Origin of the sequence: Roseicyclus persicicus, from assembly GCF_012395815.1 — a bacterium.
Taxonomy (GTDB): Bacteria; Pseudomonadota; Alphaproteobacteria; order Rhodobacterales; family Rhodobacteraceae; genus Roseicyclus; species Roseicyclus persicicus.
On record NZ_JAAZQQ010000005.1, the window covers coordinates 1 to 23195 of the forward strand.

General features: G+C 72.1%; 19 protein-coding genes. 9 read left to right on the top strand and 10 right to left on the bottom strand.

Going from position 1 to position 23195, the window contains the following annotated elements:
* Nucleotides 1-118 precede the first annotated feature (118 nt).
* From HCU73_RS13775 to HCU73_RS13810, 8 genes are all read right to left on the bottom strand, one after another.
* The gene (locus HCU73_RS13775; RefSeq protein WP_168624052.1) at nucleotides 119-889 is read right to left on the bottom strand and encodes a hypothetical protein; all 771 of its coding nucleotides are present in this window, start codon (nucleotides 887-889) and stop codon (nucleotides 119-121) included.
* Nucleotides 889-1710 carry a sulfite exporter TauE/SafE family protein gene (locus HCU73_RS13780; RefSeq protein WP_168624053.1) on the bottom strand — a complete coding sequence of 274 codons (822 nt, stop codon included), beginning with the start codon at nucleotides 1708-1710 and terminating at the stop codon, nucleotides 889-891. Before HCU73_RS13780 ends, HCU73_RS13775 begins: the two co-directional genes overlap by 1 nt.
* Nucleotides 1711-1810: 100 nt before the next feature.
* Nucleotides 1811-2809, bottom strand: a complete 999-nt coding sequence (gene dusA, locus HCU73_RS13785; protein WP_168624054.1) for a tRNA dihydrouridine(20/20a) synthase DusA — start codon at nucleotides 2807-2809, stop codon at nucleotides 1811-1813.
* 106 nt (nucleotides 2810-2915) lie between these two features.
* Nucleotides 2916-3689, bottom strand: coding sequence for a hydroxypyruvate isomerase family protein (locus HCU73_RS13790; RefSeq protein WP_168624055.1), 774 nt, complete (start codon nucleotides 3687-3689; stop codon nucleotides 2916-2918).
* Nucleotides 3686-4336 (bottom strand): 3-oxo-tetronate 4-phosphate decarboxylase, encoded by a 651-nt coding sequence (gene otnC / locus HCU73_RS13795; protein ID WP_168624056.1) that lies wholly within the window; start codon nucleotides 4334-4336, stop codon nucleotides 3686-3688. Before otnC ends, HCU73_RS13790 begins: the two co-directional genes overlap by 4 nt.
* Entirely contained in the window at nucleotides 4333-5604 is a 1272-nt protein-coding gene (otnK, locus tag HCU73_RS13800) for a 3-oxo-tetronate kinase (protein ID WP_168624057.1), read from the bottom strand. The genes otnC and otnK overlap by 4 nt, the downstream gene beginning before the upstream one ends.
* Complete coding sequence (gene ltnD / locus HCU73_RS13805; protein ID WP_168624058.1) at nucleotides 5601-6512, bottom strand: L-threonate dehydrogenase; 912 nt, start codon at nucleotides 6510-6512, stop codon at nucleotides 5601-5603. The genes otnK and ltnD overlap by 4 nt, the downstream gene beginning before the upstream one ends.
* 196 nt (nucleotides 6513-6708) lie before the next feature.
* On the bottom strand, nucleotides 6709-7335 hold the full coding sequence (locus HCU73_RS13810; RefSeq protein ID WP_168624059.1) for an exopolysaccharide biosynthesis protein: 627 nt from the start codon (nucleotides 7333-7335) through the stop codon (nucleotides 6709-6711).
* A 615-nt stretch (nucleotides 7336-7950) separates the two neighbouring features.
* On the opposite strand from HCU73_RS13810, the gene HCU73_RS13815 reads away from it, so the two are divergent.
* Nucleotides 7951-8352 carry a hypothetical protein gene (locus HCU73_RS13815; RefSeq protein ID WP_168624060.1) on the top strand — a complete coding sequence of 134 codons (402 nt, stop codon included), beginning with the start codon at nucleotides 7951-7953 and terminating at the stop codon, nucleotides 8350-8352.
* Nucleotides 8353-8368: 16 nt separating this feature from the next.
* Here HCU73_RS13815 and HCU73_RS13820 read toward each other — a convergent pair whose 3' ends face one another.
* Nucleotides 8369-9226 (bottom strand): LysR family transcriptional regulator, encoded by an 858-nt coding sequence (locus tag HCU73_RS13820; RefSeq protein WP_168624061.1) that lies wholly within the window; start codon nucleotides 9224-9226, stop codon nucleotides 8369-8371.
* A 106-nt stretch (nucleotides 9227-9332) separates the two neighbouring features.
* Between HCU73_RS13820 and HCU73_RS13825 the strand changes: the two genes are divergently transcribed.
* The 3 genes from HCU73_RS13825 to HCU73_RS13835 are packed head-to-tail and all read left to right on the top strand — an operon-like array spanning nucleotide 9333 to nucleotide 15772.
* On the top strand, nucleotides 9333-11780 hold the full coding sequence (locus HCU73_RS13825; protein ID WP_168624062.1) for an FAD-dependent oxidoreductase: 2448 nt from the start codon (nucleotides 9333-9335) through the stop codon (nucleotides 11778-11780).
* A gap of 3 nt (nucleotides 11781-11783) precedes the next feature.
* The gene (locus tag HCU73_RS13830; RefSeq protein ID WP_168624063.1) at nucleotides 11784-14228 is read left to right on the top strand and encodes a GcvT family protein; all 2445 of its coding nucleotides are present in this window, start codon (nucleotides 11784-11786) and stop codon (nucleotides 14226-14228) included.
* A complete protein-coding gene (locus HCU73_RS13835) occupies nucleotides 14225-15772 on the top strand; it encodes a trimethylamine methyltransferase family protein (protein WP_168624064.1) in 1548 nt (515 codons plus the stop codon). The genes HCU73_RS13830 and HCU73_RS13835 overlap by 4 nt, the downstream gene beginning before the upstream one ends.
* On the opposite strand, the gene HCU73_RS13840 is transcribed toward HCU73_RS13835, so the two are convergent.
* Nucleotides 15713-16657 (bottom strand): LysR substrate-binding domain-containing protein, encoded by a 945-nt coding sequence (locus HCU73_RS13840; protein WP_168624065.1) that lies wholly within the window; start codon nucleotides 16655-16657, stop codon nucleotides 15713-15715. The two genes, HCU73_RS13835 and HCU73_RS13840, sit on opposite strands and share 60 nt — an antisense overlap.
* A gap of 93 nt (nucleotides 16658-16750) precedes the next feature.
* On the opposite strand from HCU73_RS13840, the gene HCU73_RS13845 reads away from it, so the two are divergent.
* The 5 genes from HCU73_RS13845 (at nucleotide 16751) to HCU73_RS13865 (ending at nucleotide 23195) form a co-directional block, all read left to right on the top strand.
* Entirely contained in the window at nucleotides 16751-18352 is a 1602-nt protein-coding gene (locus HCU73_RS13845) for a GMC family oxidoreductase N-terminal domain-containing protein (protein ID WP_168624066.1), read from the top strand.
* Between the two features lie 3 nt (nucleotides 18353-18355).
* Nucleotides 18356-19486, top strand: coding sequence for a mandelate racemase/muconate lactonizing enzyme family protein (locus HCU73_RS13850; protein ID WP_168624067.1), 1131 nt, complete (start codon nucleotides 18356-18358; stop codon nucleotides 19484-19486).
* A gap of 188 nt (nucleotides 19487-19674) precedes the next feature.
* On the top strand, nucleotides 19675-21246 hold the full coding sequence (locus HCU73_RS13855; RefSeq protein WP_168624068.1) for an ABC transporter substrate-binding protein: 1572 nt from the start codon (nucleotides 19675-19677) through the stop codon (nucleotides 21244-21246).
* 91 nt (nucleotides 21247-21337) lie between these two features.
* A complete protein-coding gene (locus tag HCU73_RS13860; RefSeq protein WP_420853586.1) occupies nucleotides 21338-22273 on the top strand; it encodes an ABC transporter permease in 936 nt (311 codons plus the stop codon).
* 4 nt (nucleotides 22274-22277) lie between these two features.
* Nucleotides 22278-23195 (top strand): ABC transporter permease, encoded by a 918-nt coding sequence (locus HCU73_RS13865; RefSeq protein ID WP_210730656.1) that lies wholly within the window; start codon nucleotides 22278-22280, stop codon nucleotides 23193-23195.

Consider the following 23195-nt stretch of genomic DNA (forward strand, 5'->3'; position numbering starts at 1 on the left):
CGGGCCCATTCCGCGTCGCTCATCCAGTAGTGCCCCTTGCCCATGATCCCCCTCCCGGATGGTCGCGGACACTGAATCACCACAGGAGATACTTGGGAATCCCTATTGAGTACGGAGCCTAGGGCAGATCCAGCCAGTCCGCGAGGCGCGGCAGGAGCGGGCGCAGGTAGGCGATGGCACGCGGCGCTGCCGCGGCCCCTGTCCAGGGCGCGATGCCGTGGAGGGACAGCCGGTGCAGGAGCACCGCCTCGCCCGGGGCCAGCGGCAGTTCCACCCGCGCGCAGGTGTCGAAGCAGCGCCGGCGCGCGGCCTGGTAGGTCGCGGTCACGTCGATCTCGCCCCAGCGCCCGGGCGGGACCCCGGCAAAGGCGGCCCGGAACGCCCCGCGCATGACCTCGTGCGACCCCTCCCACACCACCAGCGGCGCGGCCCCGGCCCCGCCGCCCGTCAGCGCCAGCCCGAGGATGTAGCCATGCGGCTCGCGCAGGTGGCGGCGCTTGTCCGGCCCCTCGGGCAGCAGCCCGTCCAGGTGCGCCGCGTCGCGCCGGAGGCGATAGGCATGGGCGGTGTCGGTCTCGCCCTCGTCCCGGCCCGGGTAGCCCGGCCAGGTGACGGAGACCTGCGCGGGGTGCAGGGCCAGGCGCCCCGCGACCGCCTCGGCCGCGTCGCGCGCGGCACCCGCCAGCGGCGGCCCCTGCCCCACCCGGCCGTCGGCGTCGTTCGGCAGCACGTCGACGCCCGCGAACCACGTCCCGGCGTGACGCAGCCAGCGCGCCCGGAGCGCGGGGTTGTCCACCGCGGCCAGCGCCGGGCCGCGCGCGGCCGCGACCCAATCGAGCACGGCGGGCTCGGCCGGAAAGACCTGCCAGCCGCGCCCGAGCCAGCCCATCAGAACAGCGCCTTGCGCAGCATGTTCCCCGCCATCACAAGGATGAACACCGCGAAGGCGCGCTTCAGCGGCTTCGCGTCCATCGCGTGGGCCAGCCGCACGCCCCAGGGGGTCGTGACCAGCGTCATCGCCACCACGGCGACGAAGGCCACCAGGTTCACCTGCCCCACGGTGAAGGGCGGCCGGTTGTCGGCAAGCCCCGGCACCAGCAGGAAGCCGATCACCGAGGGCACCGCGATCAGCATCCCGAAGCCCGCCGCCGTGGCGACCGCCCGGTGGATCGGCACCGCGTAGAGCGTCATCAGCGGCACCCCGAAGCTGCCGCCGCCGATCCCCATCAGCACCGACAGGAAGCCCAGCACCGGGCTGGTGACGGCCCGGCCCCAGCCCGTCGGCATCGCGTCGCCCAGCCGCCAGCTGTCGCGCCCGAAGCCGAGGTAGAGGCCGACGATCAGCCCCAGCACCCCGAAGATCACCATCAGCACCTCGCCCCGAAGGCCCGTCGCCGCGACCACGCCCAGCACCGCGCCGATCCCGATGCCGAGGCCCCAGCCCTTCAGGATGTCCCAGTCCACCGCGCCGCGCTTGTTGTGCGCCAAGAGCGACCGGGCCGAGGTGACGGCGATGGTGGCAAGCGACGTGGCGAGGCAGATCTGCATCAGCCCCTCGGGGCCGTAGCCCAACCCTTCGAAGGCGAAATAGAAGGCCGGCACCAACACGATGCCGCCCCCCACACCCAGCATCCCCGCGATGATCCCGGCAAAGCCGCCGATCAGCAGGACAAGGGCCAGCATGGGCAGGAATTCGGTCATCTCGGGCATGGGCGTGGGTCTCCGTCTGGTCGCGCGAGGGCCCGGTAGACCAGCGGGCGCCGGGGCGAAAGGGCCGTGCCACACAGCCGGTTGTGCGGTGACGCAGGGCTCAGGCCGCCCGCGCCGTCACCTCGGCCAGCGCGCGCTCCACCACCTCGGGGCCCGCGCCGTCGCGGTGCGCCTCCTCGGACAGCCGCCGCTTCCAGCCGCGCGCGCCGGGCCGCCCGGCGAACAGCCCCAGCATGTGCCGCGTGACCTGGTTCAGCCGCCCACCGGCGGCCAGGTGCGCCTCGATGTAGGGCAGCATGTCGAGCGCCACCTGCTCGGCCGTGCGCCCCGTGCCCGCCTGCCCGAAGATCGCCCGGTCGGCATCCAGCAGGATGTCGGCGGGCGTGTGGTAGGCCGCCCGCCCGATCATCACCCCGTCCATGCCTGCGTCGAGCTGCGCCTGGGCCTCGGCAAGGCTGGAAATGCCGCCGTTGATCGACAGGTGCAGATGCGGAAAGTCGCGCTTCATCGCGTGGACGAGGGGGTAGTCGAGCGGCGGGATCTCGCGGTTCTCCTTCGGGCTGAGGCCCTGCAGCCACGCCTTGCGCGCGTGGATGGTGAAACGCGTGACGCCCGCGGCCGACACGGCCTGCAGGAAGGCCGGCAGCACCTCCTGCGGCTCCTGCTCGTCCACCCCGATCCGGCATTTCACCGTAACCTCCACCGGGCTGGCCGCGATCATGGCGGCCACGCAGTCGGCCACCAGCCCCGGCCGCTCCATCAGGACGGCGCCGAAGCACCCCGACTGCACCCGGTCCGACGGGCAGCCGACGTTGAGGTTGATCTCGTCATAGCCGTAGCCCGCCGCGATGCGGGTCGCCTCGGCCAGCTCGGCGGGGTCGGAGCCGCCCAGTTGCAGCGCGACGGGGTGCTCGGCCGGGTGATACGCCAGAAGCCGATCGCGGTCGCCATGGACCACGGCCGGCGCCGTCACCATCTCGGTGTAGAGCAGCGCGCGCGCCGACATCAGCCGGTGGAGATACCGGCAGTGGCGGTCGGTCCAGTCCATCATCGGGGCGACGGACAGCCGTGCGGCCCGGGTGGCGGCGGTCGGGGTCATGCGGCGATCTCCTCGGGCCCGCCCGGTCCTTGGGCGGAGGCGCGGGCCATAGCATAGGCGCAGCGGGCCGCCTCTGCCACCCCGACCCGTCGCGGGTGCCGGGCCGTCAGGCCGAAGCGGGCAACCACGGCCGAAGCCACCCCAGCGTTGGCTCGGTCGGGCCGCCCGGCCTGTACTCGGCGCCAATGGGGGCGTCATAGCCCAGCCGCGCCAGCTCGGCGAAGATCGCGGGGTAGTGCAGTTCGCCGTGATCGGGCGCGCCGCGGTCGGGGACGGCGGCGATCTGCACATGGCCGATCCGCGGCAGCAGCGCGCCCAGCCGGTGGATCACGTCGCCCTCGGTCCGGCCGACGTGGTAGCAGTCGAACATCAGCCGCAGGTTGTCGGCGCCGACCCGGTCCATGATCGCCACCGCCTGGTCCGTCGTGCGCAGGAAATAGCCCGGCGCGTCGTGCCGGTTCAGCGGCTCGATCAGGATGGTCATGCCCTGCTCCGCCGCCAGCGCGCAGGCGTGGCGCAGCGTGTCGACGAAGGCGGCCTCGGCCTCGGGCCCCTGCGCGCGGCCCGCCATCACGTGCACCGCCCGCGCGCCGATCGCCGCGCCGTAGCTCACGGCCTCCGCCACCGCCGCGCGCGCCTCGGCCCCCCGTCCGGGCAGCGCCGCCAGCCCGTTCTCGCCGGCGGCCACGTCGCCGCGCCGGGTGTTCAGCCCCAGCATCGGCAGGCCGGTCTCGGCCAGCGCCTGCGCCACATCGTCCGCCGGCGTGTCATAGGGCCAGTGGCATTCCACGGCGGCAAAGCCCTGTGCCCGCGCGGCGTGGATCGCCCGGGGCAACGGCAGCTCGGTCCAGAGAAAGCCGAGGTTGGCGGAAAATTTCATGTGTCCCACTCCACATCGAACCGGGTGACAAGGCGCTGCACCTCGCCGGGGGTCAGCATCCGGGGCGACAGGCCGCGCGTCAGCATCGCCAGGCGCGCGGTGTCCTCCAGCTCCTCGATGGCGTTGCAGGCGGCCTCGACATCCGCGCCGGCGACGACCGGCCCGTGATTGGCCAGCATCACCGCCGACCGCTTGCCCGCCAGCCCCCGCACGGCGTCGCCCATCGCCGGATCCCCCGGCAGGAAAAAGGGCAGGAGTTTGACCCGGCCCAGCTTCATGATGGCGTAGGGCGTCAGCGGCGGCAGGAAGTCGTCGGGGTCGACATCGGGCATCATCGACAGGGCGACGGCGTGGCAGGAATGCAGGTGCACCACCGCGCCCGCCGTCGACCGCGTGTCGTAAAAGGCGGCGTGGAGCGGCATTTCCTTGGTCGGCGGGTCGCCGTCGACCAGCCGCCCCGCGGCGTCGAAGCGCGACAGGCGGCCGGGGTCGAGCCGGCCGAAGCTGGTGCCCGTGGGGCTGACCAGCAGGCCGCCATCTGGGGTGCGGGCCGAGATATTGCCGGTGCTGCCCCCGGTCAGGCCGCGGTCGAACAGCGACTTGGCCAGCAGGCAGATCCGGTCGCGCAGGGCGGCTTCGGCGGTCATGGTCGGTCCAGCACCCTCTGGGCATCGGTGAAGAAATCGCGCTGGCCGAAGTTACCCGACTTGAGCGTGAGGGCAATCTGCCGCCCCGCCGAGGTGCAGTAGGTCCAGGGCACGCCCGGCGCGATCTCGGCCCCGATGTCCAGACGGTCCACCCCCAGCGCCTGCGTCACCGCGCCCGAGGTCTCGCCCCCGGCCACGATCACCCGCCCGGCGCCGGCATCGCGCGCCGCGACGGCACAGGCGGCCAGCGCCTGCTCCACGATCTCGCCGGCCCGCGCCGCGCCCAGCCGCGCCTGCGCCGCCTTGACGCGGGCGGGCTCGGCGGTGGCGTAGACCAGCGGCGCGCGGCCCAGGTCCTGCGCGGCCAGCCAGGACAGCGCGGGGGCCACGCCGGTCTCGGCCAGGGCCAGCGGGTCGAGCCGGAACCCGGGCGCGCCGGTGTCGAGGTAGGCGGCGACCTGCGCGTTCGACATCGCCGAGCAGCTGCCCGACAGGATCACCGTGCCCTGCGCCACCGCGGGCCGCGCCGCCGCCCGCACGTCCGCCGCGACGAGCCCGTCGGCCCGGTAAAGCCCGGGCAAGGGCATGGCCAGCGCCGAGCCCCCGGTCTGCAGCGGCATGTCCCGGCAGGCGGCGGCGATGCTGTCGAGGTCCTCCGGTGCCACGGCATCGACGACCACATGGGCCACCCCCTGCCCGCGCAGATCGGCCAGCGCGGCGCGGATGGCGCCGGGGCCCTGCGCCACGCACAGCCGGTCGACCAGCCCGACGGGGCGCGTGACCTGCGGCCCGAGCAGGCGCATCAGGTTGCTGTCGCGCATCGGCGTCAGCGGGTGGTCCTTCATCGGGCTTTCGTGCAGCGGCTGCCGCCCCACGAACAGGTGCCCCATGAAGATGCTGCGCCCGTTTTCCGGGAAGGCGGGGCAATAGATCGTCTGGTCGGTGCCGAGGTCCGCCATCAGGGCCTCGGCCACCGGGCCGATGTTGCCCTCGGGCGTGCTGTCGAAGGTGGAACAGTATTTCCAGTAGAACCGCCGCGCCCCGGCGGCGCGAAGCCAGGCCAGCGCCGCCCGCGTCTCGGCCACCGCCTGCGCCACGGGGGCGGTGCGCGACTTGAGCGCGATCACCTCGAACGGGCTGGGGTCCGCGGGCGGCCCGTCCGGCACGCCGATGCGGAGCGACACCGGCATCCCGCTGCGCGCCAGGAGGCCGGCGAGGTCGGTGGCGCCGGTGAAGTCGTCGGCGATGCAACCCAGGACCGTCGTCATGCCGACGACCCGTCATCCGCGCCCGGCAGCGTCAGGTTGGCGTTGCGCGCGTAGACCTTGGCCACCGCGGCGTCGTCCTCGTGGCCCAGCCCCGAGCCCGCCGCCGCCAGGAACTGCTGCAACGCCGCCGCCGCCAGCGGGGCGCCGAAGCTGGCGCTGCGCGCGATGTCCAGCACGATGCCCAGGTCCTTCGGCCAGATGTTCACGCTGGAGCGCGGGGTGTAGTCGCCGTCGACGACATGGGGGCCGCGGTTCTCCAGCATCCACGACGTGCCCGCGCATTGCGGGATGACCTCCATGAAGGCCCGCGGCGACACGCCCTGCGTCATGCCGAAGGTCATCGCCTCGGCCATGGCGGCGATGTGGACGCCGGCGAGCAGCTGGTTCACCGCCTTCATCGCCGACCCGGGGCCCGCGGCGTCGCCGAGGCGGTAGACCTTCTCGGCGGTGGCCGACAGCACCGGCTCGGCCGCGGCAAAGGCGTCGGGCGTGCCCGAGGCCAGCACCGTCAGCGCCCCCGCCGCGGCCTTGGCCGCCCCGCCCGAGATCGGCGCGTCGAGGTAATGCACGCCTTGGTCCCGGCAGCGCGCCTCCATGGCGCGGGCAAAGGCCGGCGCGACGGTGGCGCAGGCGATCACCACGCTGCCGGGGCGCATCCGGGGCACCACGCCGTCGGCCCCGAACAGAACCTCCTCGGTCTGGGCGGCGTTCAGCACGACGACCATCGCGGCCGACAGCTGCGGGGCGACCTCGGCCAGCGCGCCCGGCGCACCGCCCTCGGCCCGGAACCGGGCGACGGCGGCGGGGTTCACGTCGAAGCCATGCACCCGGAGGCCGCCCCTCAGGGCCGAGGCGGCGATGCCGTAACCCATGGATCCAAGGCCGATCACTGCAACGGTTGGGGTCAAGTCTGGGTCTCCTCGAAATGGGTCGGGACAGCGGATTCCCCGGAAAACGGGCCATGCCCGTCGTCGTGCACCGACAGGCGGGGGTTCGGCAAGGGCCGGACCTGCGCCCCTTGCCCCGCACCGCCGCGGGGGGCGGCACGCCGCCGGCCCCCGTGGACCGGGCAGGACAGCCGCCCCGGCCTCCGGTGCGGGCAGGTCAGAAGATCTGGGCGATCGCGAAGGCGCCGCCGCCGAGGATCGCGGCGACAAGGACGGTGGCGAGGGCCGAGGCCACCAGCCCCGCCACAAGCCACACGCCGTCCCGCTCGCTCAGCGCGAGGCCCAGCGCGATGATCGCCAGCGCCGGCGGGCCGTTGGCGAAGGGGATCGGCAGGAACAGCAGCATCGCCATGGCGAGGCAGGCCAGCCCGATGACGCGGTCGATCCCGGCCGAGGCCGCCGGCCACAGGCGCGGCCGCGCCAGCCGCTCGATGCGCTCGACCCAGGGCAGCGCGGCGCGCACGATCCGCTGGAAGCTGGCGCGGTCCACCGACCGGTTGCTCAGCGCCCGCGGCAGCCAGACCGCGGGCCGCCCCACCAGCAGCTGCAGCGCTACGATCATCAGGGGCAGGCCCGTGATGACCGAGGATCCCGGCAGGTAGAGAAACACGTTCGGCACCGCGAACAGCACCATCAGCGGCGCGAAGCTGCGGTCGTGGAGGCCGGAGATCAGGTCGCCCAGCGCGATGCGGGGCCCCAGCCCGGCCTCGAGGTCGCGCAGCACGTCCGACAGGCGGCGGCGCGCATCGCCGGGGACCGGGGCAACGTCGGGGTGGATGGTCATGCCGCGCGACCCGGCAGCCCGGGCCAAGGGCGCGGGCCGCCCCGCCAGGGCGGCGGGGCCGAAAGATCGACAGACGGGCATTCCATGCGACGCACCCAAGACAGGCCCGCTCGGCGGGACGCCCCGGCGCACATCCCCCCGGCCCGTGACCCGGTCACGCGAGGGGGGGAGACGATGCAGCGGAACCCGAGCGAGGAACAGGTGGAGATCGGCCGCCGCCGTTCAATCCACCGGGCCGGAATTCTTTTTTTCAGGGGCCCCTTGCGCGCCCGGCCGCCCGACATGATCTTGAGGCGGCCGACCCAGGGGACAGGGGCCGCCGACCGCGACCCTGCCCCTGCGCTGACCGGCAAGACGCGCCCGGCGCCTCCGGGCCGGAGACCTCGGTCTTGACGTCGCCCCGCTGGCAGTTCGCGCTGTCCGCCCCGGTTCCCCCGACCGGCCCCGCCTTTTCCATTCGGTCCCTTCCGCCGCGCCACCGGATGCCGCGCTGCCCGACCGCGCCGCCGGCCCGCGCCGCCGCTTCGGCGGCCCCGCGCCGCGCGCCCTGATCCCCCATCCCGCCGCCGCTGCCGGAGAGGTCCGCAGCGCGGCCCGCCTCGAAAGGCCCCCACGATGTACCATACCGCCGCCCTCGTCACGAGCCTCGGCAGCCTCGCGCTCGTCTGCCTCATCTACTACTGCAACCTGCTGTCGCGGCCCGGCAGCTGGCTGCGTTCGGAAACCCTCGGCATGATGGTCCTGTCCACGCTGACGGGGCTTTACCCGATCGCACTGGGCACCACCGCGCTGGCGATGTGGTCGTCGCTGTCGGGCGGGGTGTCGCTGCGGGCGTTCCTGTCCGCGGGCGTCGACCTGGTCTCGGTGGCGGCGGTGATCGCCACGGCGCTGGTGTTCCGGGCGCTGGTCAAGGAGACCTACCGCCGGCTGCGCGGCGAAACCGTCGTGACGCCGTTCACGCCCAAGCCCCGTGGCACGCCCGACATGCCGTCGCCCAGCACCCGGCGCGCGGCCTGACGCGGGCCGGCCGGCCTCAGCCCGCCCGCGCGCCCAGGTGCGCCTTGAGCGCCCTGAGCACGCGGCGGTGCGCGCCGCGGTGGCGGTTGCGCAGGTGGACGGCGGCGTAGATCGGCTGGTCGATGCGCGGGGCGTCCGCCACCCGCGCCGCCTGCCCCGTGCGCTCCAGCTCCAGCGCGGTCTGGCGCAGCACGTAGCCGCTGCCGCCGAGCGCCGTCAGCAGCGCCCGGATCACCGCGTTCTGCCCGCTCGACACCGCGCCGACCGACAGCTCGGGCAACAGCACCGCGTGGGTCGCCGAAAAGGCCGGGGCGTAGTTGGCGAGGATGTAGCTGTCGGGCCGCACCGCCGCGAGGTCGGCCGCCTCGGTCGAGACCATGACATAGGCCACCTCGCCCAGGCTCTCGAAATGCAGGTCGGGGTGCGGCTTGGGCGTGTAGTGGATGGCGACGTCCAGCTGCCCGTCGCGCACGTCGGCGCACATCTGCGCGGAATAATCCGCCTCGACGTAGAGCGCGGTGTCGGGCACCGCGCCCTGCAGCGCCGCGACCCAGTCGGCCACCCGGTCGCCCAGCAGGTCGTGCTGGATGCCGATCCGCATGGTCATCGCCGCCGCGCCCGCCCCGCGCACCGCCTGCCCCGCCGCCGCCCATCCGGCCCGGAGCGCGCGGGCATGGGGCTCGAAGCGCAGCCCCTCGGTGGTCAGCTCGGTGCCGGCGCGGCTGCGGTCGAGCAGCCGGCAGCCCAGCGCCGCCTCCAGCGCCGCGACCCGCCCCGAGACGGTGGATTGCGTCACCCCCAGCCGGTTCGCCGTGCGGTTGAAGCTCCGCGTCTCGCAGAGGTCGAGGAAGGTCTCCAGCTGGTCAAGCGTCATGGCGGCCCCACTGATCGGTTCTTCCGATCAATACACATCCGTCACGCGAATTGAACTGCCTCGCGCGCGGGGGAATAGTTTTGGCAGCAACACAAGGGAGGCGCCCGTGGCCGAGATACCCACACAGGCCCGCGTGGTCATCATCGGCGGCGGGGTCGTCGGCGTGTCGTCGCTGTATCACCTGGCCCGCGCCGGCTGGACCGACTGCGTGCTGCTGGAAAAGAACGAGCTGACCGCCGGGTCGACCTGGCACGCGGCGGGCAACGTGCCGACCTTCTCGACCTCCTGGTCGATCATGAACATGCAGCGCTATTCGACCGAGCTCTACCGGGGTCTCGGCGCGGCCGTCGACTACCCGCTGAACTACCATGTCACCGGCTCGATCCGGCTGGGCCACACGCGCGAGCGGATGCAGGAGTTCCAGCGCGCCCGCGGCATGGGTCTCTACCAGGGCATGAACCTCGAGATTCTCGCGCCCGACGAGATCGCCGCGAAATACCCCTTCATCGAGACCCATGACCTGAAAGGCGCGCTCTACGACCCCGCCGACGGCGACATCGACCCCGCGCAGGTCACGCAGGCGCTGGCCAAGGGCGCCCGCGACCTGGGCGCGACCATCCTCCGCTTCTGCCCCGCGACCGGCGTCAGCCGCGAGAACGGGGACTGGATCGTGCACACGGCCAAGGGCGACATCCGCTGCGAGATCGTGGTGAACGCGGCCGGCTACTACGCGCAGCGCGTGGGCGAATGGTTCAAGCCCTACGGCGGGCGCACCGTGCCGATGATGGTGATGAGCCACCAGTACCTGATCTTCGACGAGGTGCCCGCGGTGCGCGACTGGTCGCGCGCGGTGGGTCACAAGCTGCCGCTGCTGCGCGACGTCGATACCTCCTACTACCTGCGGCAGGAAAAGACCGGCTTCAACCTCGGCCCCTACGAGCGCAATTGCCGCGCGCATTGGGCCTCGCCCGACGACCCGCTGCCCGAGGATTTCAGCTTCCAGCTCTACCCCGACGACCTCGACCGGCTGTCGTTCCAGATCGAGGACGCCATGGCCCGCGTCCCCGTGCTGGCCGAGGCGGGGCTGGCCAAGGTCATCAACGGCCCGATCCCCTACGCGCCCGACGGCAACCCGCTGATCGGGCCGATGCCGGGCGTGCCCAACGCCTTCGAGGCCTGCGTCTTCACCTTCGGCATCGCCCAGGGCGGCGGCGCGGGCAAGGTGCTGGCGGAATGGGTGACGGAGGGGTCGACCGAGTGGGACATGTGGTCCTGCGACCCGCGCCGCTTCACCGACTACACCGATCACGACTACTGCGTGGCCAAGGGCATGGAGGTCTACGGCCACGAATACGCGATGCATTTCCCCTGGCACCGCTGGCCAGCCGCGCCCGACCGCAAGGTCTCGCCGGTCCATGACAAGGTCAAGGCGCTGGGCGGCCAGATGGGCGCCTATGCGGGATGGGAGCGCGCCAACTGGTTCGCCGCGCCCGGCGACGACACCTCCGAGGAGGCGACCCAGACCTGGGACCGCGCCGGCCCGTGGGAGCCGCGCATCCGCGCCGAATGCGAGGCGGTGCGCGACGACGTGGGTGTGCTCGACCTGCCCGGCTTCTCGCGCTTCAACCTGTCGGGCCCCGGCGCCGCCGACTGGCTCCTGACCCGGATCGCGGGCGGCCTGCCCAAGGTCGGGCGCCTCAACCTCGCCTATTTCCCCGACGACCGCGGGCGCATCCTGACCGAGATGTCGGTGCTGCGTCACGACGAGGACGCGTTCACCCTCATCACCGCGGCGACGGCCCAGTGGCACGATTACGAGCTGCTGGCCCGCAACCTGCCCGCGGGGCTGACCCTGACCGACCACAGCCGCGACTATTCCACCCTGATCGTCACCGGCCCCCGGTCCCGCGCGCTGTTCGAGGCGATCGGCACCGAGGCCGACCTGACGCTGCCCTGGCTCAGCCACCAGCCCGCCACCGTCGCGGGCCGCCCCTGCGCGCTGGCGCGGGTCAGCTTCGCGGGCGAACTGGGCTGGGAAATCCACGCCGCCAACGCCGAGATGCCCGCGCTCTACGAGGCGGTGCTGGGCGCGGGCGCCACGCCCTTCGGCATGTGGGCGCTGAACTCGCTCCGCATCGAAAAGGGCTACCGCGCATGGAAGGGGGATTTGTCCACGGATTACAGCCTGTTGCAGGGCGGCCTTGACCGGTTCATCAAGTTCGACAAGGCGCAGGACTTCCCCGGCAAGGCGGCGCTTCTGGCCGAGAAACAGGCGGGCCCGGCCAAGCGCTTCGTCACCCTCACGGTCGAGGCCGGCCCCGCGGACGCGCCCTACATGTCGACGCTCTGGCACGACGGCCGCGTGGTGGGCGAGACGACCTCGGGCGCCTGGGGCTACCGGGTCGGAAAATCCATCGCGCTCGGCATGGTGCGGAGCGATCTTCACGTTCCCGGCGCGGAACTGGAGGTCGACATCTACGGCACCCGCCACCGCGCCGTGGTGCAGCCCGACGCGCCCCTCTGGGATCCGTCCAACGACAGGTTGAGGGCCTGAGCCATGGCGCAGCTTCCCACCCACGCCCGGGCGGTCATCATCGGCGGCGGCGTCTCGGGCTGCTCGGTCGCCTACCACCTGGCGCAGCTGGGCTGGACCGACATCGTGCTGCTGGAGCGCAAGCAGCTGACCTGCGGCACGACCTGGCACGCGGCGGGCCTGGTGGGGCAGCTGCGCGCCAGCCAGAACATGACGCGGCTCGCCAAGTATTCCGCCGATCTCTACCTCAAGCTGGAGGCCGAGACCGGCATCGCCACTGGGATGCGGCAGGTCGGCTCGATCTCGCTGGGGCTGACGGCCGACCGGCGACAGGAGCTGCTCCGCCAGGCCACGCTGGCCCGCGCCTTCGGGGTCGAGGTCCACGAGATCACCACCGCCGAGGTGCGGGCGATGTACCCGCATGTCGAGGTGGGTGACGTCACCTGCGCCCTGCACCTGCCGGGCGACGGGCAGTGCGACCCGGCCAACATCGCCATGGCGCTGGCCAAGGGCGCCCGGATGCGCGGCGCGCGGATCGTCGAGGGCGTCAAGGTCACCCGCGTCACCGACGACGGCGCGCGGGTCACGGGCGTGGACTGGGAGAGCGACGGGGAAACCGGGCACATCGCAACGGACGTCGTCATCAACTGCGGCGGCATGTGGGGCCGCGATCTGGCCGCGCGGTCGGGCGTCACCCTGCCCCTGCACGCCTGCGAGCACTTCTACCTGGTGACGGAACCTATCGAGGGGCTGGGCCACCTGCCCGTCCTGCGGGTGCCCGACGAATGCGCCTACTACAAGTCGGACGCCGGCAAGATGATGCTCGGCGCCTTCGAGCCCAAGGCGAAACCCTGGGGCATGGGCGGCATCCCCGAGGATTTCTGCTTCGACGCGCTGCCCGAGGATTTCGACCATTTCGCGCCGATCCTCGAACAGGCCACGGCCCGGATGCCCCTGTTCCAGACCGCGGGCATCCATACCTTCTTCAACGGCCCCGAAAGCTTCACGCCGGATGACCGCTACTACCTCGGCGAGGCGCCGGAGCTGGGCGGCTACTGGGTCGCCGCCGGCTACAACTCCATCGGGATCGTGTCCTCGGGCGGGGCGGGCATGGCGCTGGCGCACTGGATCGCGGAGGGCGCGCCGCCCTTCGACCTGTGGGAGGTCGACATCCGCCGCGCCCAGCCCTTCCAGCGCAACCGCCGCTACCTGAAGGAGCGCGTCACCGAGACCCTCGGCCTGCTCTACGCCGACCACTGGCCCTACCGGCAGGTCGAGACCGCGCGGGGCGTGCGGCGCTCGCCCGTCCACGAACACCTCAAGGCCGCCGGCGCCGTCTTTGGCGAGGTCGCCGGCTGGGAACGCGCGAACTGGTTCGCGGCACCGGGGCAGGACCGGGAATACCGCTACGACTGGCACCGGCAGAACTGGTTCGACAACCAGCGCGCCGAGCACATGGCGGTGCGGCAGGCCGTGGGCCTGTTCGACATGACCTCCTTCGGCAAGATCCGGGTCGAAGGGCGCGACGCCGCCGCTTTCCTCAACCACCTCTGCGCCAACGAGGTCGACGTGCCCGCGGGCCGCGTCGTCTACACCCAGATGCTCAACCCAAGGGGCGGCATCGAAAGCGACCTGACCGTCACCCGCCTGTCCGAAACGGCCTTCCTGCTGGTCGTGCCGGGCGCGACGCTGCAGCGCGACCTTGCGTGGCTGCGGGCCCATCTGGGCGACCGCTTCGTCACCGTCACCGACATGACGGCGGCCGAGGCCGTGTTCTGCGTCATGGGCCCGAACGCCCGCGCGCTCCTGCAAGCCGTCAGCCCCGACGACCTGTCGAACGACGGCTTCGCCTTCGGCACGGCGCGCGAGATCGAGATCGGCCTCGGCCTCGCCCGCGCCCACCGGATCAGCTACGTGGGCGAGCTGGGGTGGGAGCTGTATGTCTCCACCGACATGGCCGCCCATGTCTTCGAGACGCTGGCCGAGGCCGGCACGGCGCACGGCCTGAAACTCTGCGGCCTGCACGCGCTCGACAGCTGCCGGATCGAGAAGGCCTATCGCCACTTCGGTCACGACATCACCGACGAGGACCACGTGCTGGAAGCGGGCCTCGGCTTTGCCGTCCGCACCCAGAAGCCCGATTTCATCGGCCGCGACGCGGTGCTGCGCAAGCGCGAGGCGGGGCTTGCCCGCCGCCTGCTCCAGTTCCGGCTGCAGGACCCCGCGCCGATGCTGTTCCACAACGAGGCGCTGGTGCGGGACGGCAGGATCGTCTCGATCCTGACCTCGGGCAACTACGGCCACGCGCTCGGCGGCGCGATCGGCATGGGCTACGTGCCCTGCGCGCACGAGACCGCCGAGGCCGTGCTGGCCTCCACCTACGAGATCGAAGTGGCCGGGGTCCGGCACCGCGCGGAGGCCAGCCTCGCGCCGATGTACGACCCGCAATCGCAAAGGGTGCGCCTATGAGCGTCGAAACCGAAGAGAAACGCATCTCCCGCCGGGGCGGCGGGCGGGCCGCCCGCGTGGCGACCCGCATGGCGCCGCTCGCCGACGACCTGCGCCCGGTGCGCGCGGGCCTGTCGGGCGGGCAGTACAACCCGCTGACCCAGGCGGGCGTGCTGCGCATCCACGAGGCGGCGCTCGACGCGCTGGAGCAGGTGGGCCTCAGCCAGGCCCCCGACACCGGCGTCGAGGCGATGGTGGCCGCGGGCGCCATCCTGGGCGACGACGGGCGGCTGCGCTTCCCCCGTGCGCTGGTCGAGGACATGGTGGCCATCGCCGCCCGCGGCATCGCGCTCTACGGCCGCGACCCGCGCCATCACCTCGACCTGTCGGGCACCCGCGTCCACTACGGCACCGCCGGCGCCGCGGTGAACGTGGTCGACCCCTTCACCGGCGACTACCGCCCCTCGACCGCGCGCGACCTGCACGACAGCGCGCGCCTCGCCCACCACCTCGACAACCTGCATTTCTTCCAGCGCACGATGGTCTGCTGCGACGTGCCCAACCTCGTCGACATGGACATCAACACGCTCTACGCCTGCCTGTCGGGCACCACCAAGCATGTCGGCACCTCGTTCTCCGACCCCGCCGCCGTGGACCCGGGGATGGAGCTGATCCACATGGTCGCGGGCAGCGAGGCGGCCTGGCGCGAGATGCCCTTCGTGTCGCTGTCGAACTGCTTCGTCGTGCCGCCGATGAAGTTCGCCACCGAAAGCTGCCAGACGATGGAGGCCTGCATCCGCGCGGGAATGCCGATCCTGCTCCTGTCGGCGGGCCAGGCCGGCGCGACCGCCCCCGCCCCCGTCGCCGCGGCGATCGTGCAGGCGGTGGCCGAATGCCTGGCCGGCGTCGTCTACGTCAATTCCATCGCGCCGGGGCACCCGGCGGTGTTCGGCACCTGGCCCTTCGTCTCCGACCTGCGCACGGGCGCGATGTCGGGCGGCTCGGCGGAACAGGGCCTGCTGACCGCGGGCTGCGCGCAGATGCACCGCTTCTACGGGCTGCCGGGCGGGGCTGCGGCGGGGATGACGGACGCCAAGATCCCCGACATGCAGGCCGGCTGGGAACAGGGCATCACCAACGTGATGGCGGGCCTCGCGGGGCTCAACATGGTCTACGAATCCGTGGGCATGTACGCCTCGCTCATGGGCTTCTGCCCCGAGGGGATGGTGCTGGGCAACGACCTGATCGGGCAGGCGCAGCGCTGCGTGCGCGGCATCGACGTGACCGAGGACGCGGTGTCGCTCGACGTGATGAAGGCGGTCTGCCTCGACGGCGGGCCGGGGCATTACCTCGGGTCCGACCAGACGCTGGCCCTGATGCAGACGGAATACCTCTACCCCGAGATCGGCAACCGGATGACGCCCAAGGACTGGGACGGGGCCGGCCGCCCGAACCTGATGGCCTCGGCGCGCCGCCGGAAGGAGTCGATCCTGCAGATGGCGCCGCTACAGGTCTCGGCCGAGGTGGACCGCGCGGTGCGGGCCCGGTTCAACATCCGCTTCTGACGCGGCGGACAGCTCGGCCACCAGCCAGTCGCGGAACAGCCGCGCCTCCGGGCGCGGCCCCGCCGCGGCGGGCAGGAGCACGTAATGCGCCTGGTCGTGGTCGAGCCGCAGCCCCGGCGCCACCGCGACCCGCCCCGCCGCCACGAAGGGCCGGGCGAGGTCGCGCGCCAGGAGCGCCACGCCCATGCCGGCGGCCACCATCTCCAGCGCGGCGTGCGAGCTGTCCACGCTGACGCCGCGGCCGATGCTGTCCTCGGGCCAGCCCTGCGCGCGGGCGAAGGCATCCCAGAAGCTGTCGCAGCCGATGATGTGGACCGCGCCGCGCTCCACCAGCCGGCGCAACGCCGCCGCGGGGTCGGCGCCGAAGGCCGTGCCGGGCGGGCAGACGGGGATCGAGCCCGGCTCGGTCAGGCGGCGGACCTCCTCGATCGGCCAGCGCCCGTCGCCGTAGCGGATGTCGACATCCACCTGTTCCTCGGGCGCCGTGTCGGCCCAGGTCGAACTGCACAACCGGATCGCCACGCCCGGATGCGCCGCGCGGAACCGCGCCAGCCTCGGCGCAAGGCACAGCACGGCGAAACTGGGCGGCGCGCGCACCACCAGCGGCCGGCCCTGCGCCACCCCGAACAGCCCCGCCGTGGCGCTGGCCAGGTCGTCGAAGGCGCGCCGCACCGCAGGCAGGTAGGATTGGCCCAGTTCCGTCAGCGCCACGCCGCGCGGCAGGCGGCGGAACAGCGGGTAGCCGAGGCGGGCCTCGAGCGACCGGATCTGCTGGCTGACGGCGGCGGGCGTCAGGCCCAGCTCTTCGGCGGCGGCGGTGAAGCCGCCCAGCCGCGCGGCGGCCTCGAAGCTGCGGAGCCAGGCGGGTGGCGGCAGGTGGCGCATGGATGACCCCAGTGAACTAATGCCTTTCCCCCGTTTTCCATTGTTTGTGTGGGGTCAGCAAGCCTGCAATCCTGCCCGGCGACGGAGGGGACGGTGGACATCTGGGATTACATCATCGTGGGCGCGGGCTCGGCGGGCTCCGTGCTGGCGGAACGGCTCAGCGCGGATGGCAGGGCCCGGGTCCTTGTGCTGGAGGCCGGCGGCACCGACCGCCGCCCCGAGATCCGGGTGCCCATCGGCTATGGCCTGACCTTCCACGGAAATGCCGTGAACTGGCGCATGCAGTCCGAGCCCGACCCCGGCCTCGACGGCCGCCAGATGTACTGGCCGCGCGGCAAGGTGGTGGGCGGATCGTCCTCGATCAACGCGATGGTCTACGCCCGCGGCCTGCCCGGCGACTACGACGACTGGGAAACGGCGGGCAACCCCGGCTGGGGCGCGGCCGAGGTGGCGCAGGTCTATGCCCGGGTCGAGCACCGCGTCCACGCCGATGGCCGCAGCACCGGCGACGGGCCGCTCTGGGTCAGCGACCGGTCGCGCGAATACCACCCGCTCGGGCGCCATTACCTGCAGGCGATCCGCGAGGCGGGGCTGCCGGAGGGCGACACCGTCGCGGGCGAAGGCGCGGGGCCCTACCAGCTTACGACGCGCAAGGGCTGGCGCCATTCGGCGGCGGACGCGTTCCTGCGCCCGGCGCTGCACCGCCGGAACCTGAAGCTCGTCACCGGCGCCGAGGTGCTGGGCCTGACCTTCGACGGCCTGCGCGCCAGCGGCGTCCGCTACCGCCGCGGCGGCCAGACCCTGACCGCCACCTGCCGGGGCGAGGTCATCCTGTCGGCCGGCGCGGTGAAGTCGCCGCAGCTGCTGCAGCTGTCGGGCATCGGGCCGGGCGACTTGCTTCAGCGCATGGGGATCCCCGTGCTGATCGACGCCCCCGGCGTCGGCGGCGCGTTGCAGGATCACCTGGCCGTCACCTACACTTTCCGCTGCGAGGAACCGACGCTGAACCAGGTGCTCGGCCGCCGCATCGGGCAGGTGATGGCCGCGATCCGCTACGCCCTGTTCCGCGACGGGCCCTTCAGCCTGAGCGTCAATCAGATGGGCGGCCTCGTGCGGTCGCGCCCCGGGCTGCCGCAGGCGGACATGCAGCTCTACTTCAACCCGCTGTCCTACTCGACCGTGCACCGCAACCGCCGGCCGCTCCTGAAACCCGACCCCTGGCCGGGCTTCATCCTGTCCTTCAACCCCTGCCGCCCCACCAGCCGCGGGCGCATCGACATCATCAGCCCCGACCCCTCGGCCCAGCCCGGCATCACGCCCAACTCGCTCTCCACCCAGGGCGACGTGGCCGACATGATCGCGGGCGGCCGGCTGATCGAGCGGCTGCTGGACACGCCCGCGCTGCGCAAGCTGGCCACCGCGGCGCATGGCTTCACCCCGCAGGGGCAGACCGACGAGGCCATCCTCGCCGACGCCCGCGCGCGGGCCGGCACCGTCTACCACCCCACCTGCACCTGCCGCATGGCCCCGCGGGAGGCCGGCGGCGTGGTGGGGCCGACGCTCAAGGTCCACAGCGCCGAGGGCCTGCGGGTGGTCGATGCCTCGATCTTCCCCAACATCACCTCGGCCAACACCAACGCCCCCACCATCATGGCGGCGATGCGGGCGGCCGACCTCATCCTCGCGGGGGCCTGAGCCATGGACCGGATCGACCGGATCGAAACCTTCTGCACCCGCGACGTGGGCTTTGTCCGCGTCACCATGGAGGACGGGGCGCAGGGCTGGGGGCAGGTCTCGACCTACCAGTCCGACATCACCTGCACCGTCCTGCACCGGCAGGTCGCGCCCTGGATGCTGGGCCGTGATGCGACCGACCTCGACGACCTGCTGGATTACGTGACCGAGCGCGAGCACAAGTTCCCCGGCTCCTACCTGCGGCGGGCGCTGGGGGGCGTCGACACCGCGATCTGGGACATGCGGGGCAAGCGCGCGGGCCTGCCGGTGGTGTCGCTCCTGGGCGGCACGCCCGGCAAGATCCGCGCCTATGCCTCCTCGATGCGGCGCGACATCACGCCCGGGGACGAGGCCGAGCGGCTGACGCGGCTGGCGGGCGAGGACGGCTACACCGCCTTCAAGGTGCGCGCCGGGTCCGAGGTGGGCCGCGACCGCGACGAATGGCCGGGGCGGACCGAGGCGGTCATCCCCGCCATGCGCCGGGCGCTGCCCGACGCCGACCTGCTTATCGACGCCAATTCCTGCTACTCCGTCCCCCGCGCGATCGAGGTGGGCCGGATGCTGGAGGACAACGGCTTCTGCCACTACGAGGAGCCCTGCCCCTACTGGGACCTCGACGCCACCAAGGCCGTGACCGACGCCCTGACCATCGACGTCACGGGCGGCGAGCAGGACTGCCAGCTGTCGACGTGGAAACGCATGATCGACATGCGCGCCGTCGACGTGGTGCAGCCCGACGTGATGTATCTGGGCGGCATGGCCCGCACGCTCCGCGTCTGCCGCATGGCCGAGGCGGCGGGCCTGCCGGTGACGCCGCACTGCGCCAACCTGTCGATGGTGACGCTGTTCACGATGCACCTGCTGCGCGCGATCCCGAATGCCGGCAAGTACCTCGAGTTCTCCATCGAGGGCCCCGAGTACTACCCCTGGCAATACGACCTGTTCACCGCCAGCCCCTACCGGATCGAGGACGGCCACGCGGTGCTGACGGACGCGCCCGGATGGGGCGTCGAGATCGCGCCCGAATGGCTGGCGCGGTCGGCCTACCAGTGCAGCCGTGCGCCCGACCATGCCGCGCCGTGGCCCGCCGGATGAGCGCGGGAGGTGGAAATCACCTCAAGGATGCAAATCAATGCTTTGTCACGGGGCCTGCGTATGTATGATCGGCCCGAACGACCTGCCCGCCGACCGACCGGACCCGGCGCCGGGACAGGCCCAAACGGGGAAACCCCGAAACCACGCCCGGCCGCAACCGGCGCGGGCGGACAACTGGGAGGAAGACCATGAAGACACCCCTCGTACCGGCGCTGGCCAACCGCGTCGTCTCGCGCCGCGGCGTGCTGCAGGGCGCGGCCGCCGTCACCGCGGCCGGCCTGATCCTGCCCTACGGCGCCACGCCCGCCCGGGCCCAGGCCCGCGGCGGCACCTTCCGCGTCGGCATCGGCCACGGCTCGACCACCGACAGCCTTGATCCCGGCCTGTGGGAACATCTCTACGTCCAGACCTTCGGCGCCTGCCGCCACAACTACCTGATCGAGGTCGGCTCGGACGGCCAGCTGGTGCCCGAGATCGCCGAGAGCTGGGACACCGCCGACGGCCAGACCTGGGTCTTCACGATCCGCCAGGGCGTGACCTTCCACTCCGGCAAGGACGTGACCGCCGAGGACGTGGTCGCCTCGATCAACCACCACCGCGGTGACGCGTCGACCTCGGTGGTCAAGCCGCTGCTGGCCGCGATCACCGACGTGCGCGCCGACGGCAACACCGTCGTCGTCACGCTCGAGGCGCCGAACGCCGACCTGCCCTACCTGATGACCGACTACCACGTGCCCGTGATGCCGGCCGTCGACGGCAGCGTCGACCCCGAGTCGACCGACGGCTGCGGCGGCTACATCGTCGAGAGCTTCGAGCACGGCGTGCAGGCCACCCTCACCCGCAACCCGAACTACTGGAAGGAAGACCGCGCCTGGTTCGACCGGATCGAGCTTCTGGCCATCCTCGACCCGGCGGCGCGCCTGAACGCGCTGATCACCGGCGAGGTGCACCTGATCGACCAGGTCGACCCCGCCACGATCGGGATGCTGGAAGGCCGCGGCGTCGCCCGCATCCTGTCGATCCCGGGCAACGCGCATTACGGCTTCCCGATGGACGCCCGCGAGGCGCCCTACAGCGACAACAACATCCGGCTGGCGCTGAAATACGCGCTCGACCGCGAGGCGATGGTCGACGTGATCCTCGGCGGCCACGGCGCGGTCGCCAACGACAACCCGATCGGCCCGGCGAACCGCTACTTCCACGCCGAGATGGAGGCCAAGACCTACGACCCCGACCGCGCCCGCTACTACCTGCAGCAGGCCGGCCTCAGCTCGCTCGACGTCACCCTGTCGGTGGCCGACGCGGCCTTCTCGGGCGCCGTGGACGCAGGCGCCATGTTCTCCGAGACCGCACGGGCGGCCGGCATCAACATCACCGTCAACCGGGTGCCGAACGACGGCTACTGGTCGAACGTCTGGATGCAGGACGACTTCTGCGCCACCTACTGGGGCGGCCGGGCGGTCGAGGACCACATGTTCACCACGGCCTATGCCGCCGGGGCGGACTGGAACGAGAGCTTCTGGACCAACGACCGCTTCAACGAGCTCCTGCTGGCCGCGCGGTCCGAGGTCGACGAGAACCTCCGCCGCGAGATGTACCACGAGATGCAGCAGCTCGTGTCCTTCGAGGGCTCGACCATCATCCCGATGTACAACAACTACGTGATGGCCGTGTCCAACGACATCGCCACGCCCGAGCGCATCTCGGCCAACTGGAACTTCGACGGCTTCCGCTGCGTCGAGCGCTGGTGGATGGCCTGATCACGGACCGGCCCCCGGCGCGCGACCCGCGCCGGGGGTCATTCCTTTTCGACGGCAACGGGGGGACGGGGCTCTGTCGAACGTTCTGCGCATGATCCTGATGCGTGTCGCACTCGGGATCGGACTTCTCTTCATCGTCTCGCTGGTGATCTTCTGGGCGACCGAGCTTCTGCCCGGCGACCTCGCCACCGAGCTTCTGGGCCAGAGCGCCACGCCCGAGACACTCGCGGCGCTGCGCGAACAGCTGGGTCTCAACGACCCCGCGCCGGTGCGCTACTGGAACTGGCTGACCGGCGCGCTGACCGGCGATTTCGGGGTCTCGCTGTCGAACGGCCGGCCGATCTCGGAACTGATCGGGGCGCGGCTCGGCAACACCGTGTTCCTCGCGCTCTACGCCGCCGCGCTGTCGGTGCCGATCTCGCTGATCCTGGGCATCCTGGCCGCGCTGTGGCGGAACTCGATCTTCGACCGCGCCGCCAACGCGGGCGCGCTGACGGCGATCTCCTTCCCGGAATTCTTCGTCGCCTACATCCTCGTGCTGTGGCTGGCGCAGACCGGCCTGTTCCCCTCGATCGTGCGGATCAACCCGACGACGACGCTGGGCGACCGGCTCTACATGAGCTTCCTGCCCGCGCTCACCCTCACCCTCGTCGTGACCGCCCACATGATGCGGATGACGCGGGCGGCGATCATCAACCTGATGGCCTCGCCCTACATCGAGATGGCCCGCCTCAAGGGCCTGTCGCCCCTGCGCATCGTGCTGCGCCACGCGCTGCCGAACGCGCTGGCGCCCATCATCAACGTGATCGCCCTGAACCTCGCCTACCTCATCACCGGGGTGGTCGTGGTCGAGGTGGTGTTCGTCTACCCGGGCCTCGGGCAGCTGATGGTCGACGCCGTGTCGAACCGCGACATCGCCGTCGTGCAGGCGGTCGCGCTGATCTTCGCGGGGGCCTATGTCACCCTCAACCTCATCGCGGACGTGCTCTCGACGATCACGAACCCGCGCCTGATGCACCGGAGGTAACGCGATGGGTTTCGCCGCCTCCATCATCCTCGGGCTGGCCGGCCTGTTCGCCCTGGCCTGGGTCCTGCGCCTCGCGGTCCGCCGCGCGCTGACAGGCCACGCCCGCAGCATCGCCAACGACATGCCGCTGACGGCCGCCTTCGGCATCCTCGTCATCCTTATCTACGCCATCGTCGCCATCGCCGCCCCGGCGCTGGCCCCCTTCCCCGAGCGCGAGATCGTCGGCGGGCAGTTCCAACCCTGGTCGGCCGAGCACCTGCTCGGCACCGACCGGATCGGCCGCGACATGCTCTCGCGGCTGATCTACGGCGCCCGCAACACCGTGGGCATCGCCTTCGTCACCACGGCGCTCGCCTTCGTGGTGGGCTCGGTCCTGGGCATCTGGGCCGCGCTGACCGGGGGCTGGATCGACCAGGCCCTGTCGCGCTTCGTCGACGCGCTGATGGCGATCCCGGCGCTGATCTTCTCGCTGCTGCTGCTGACGATCTTCGGCACCTCGGTCGTGACGCTGGTGCTGGTCATCGCCGCGGTGGACGCGACGCGGGTGTTCCGCCTCGCCCGCGCGGTGGCGCAGGGCATCGTGGTGATGGACTACATCGAGGCCGCCAAGCTGCGCGGCGAGGGGTCGTGGTTCCTGATCCGGCGCGAGATCCTGCCCAACGCCATGGCGCCGCTGGTGGCCGAGTTCGGCCTGCGCTTCTGCTTCGTGTTCCTCGCCATCTCGTCGCTCAGCTTCCTCGGCCTCGGCATCCAGCCGCCGACCGCGGACTGGGGCAGCATGGTCAAGGACAACGCGACGCTGATCACCTTCGGCGACATCACGCCGCTGCTGCCCGCGGGCTGCATCGCGCTGCTGACCGTCGCCGTGAACTTCGTGGTGGACTGGCAGCTCTACCGCGCCTCGGGCCTGAAGGAGCAGTGA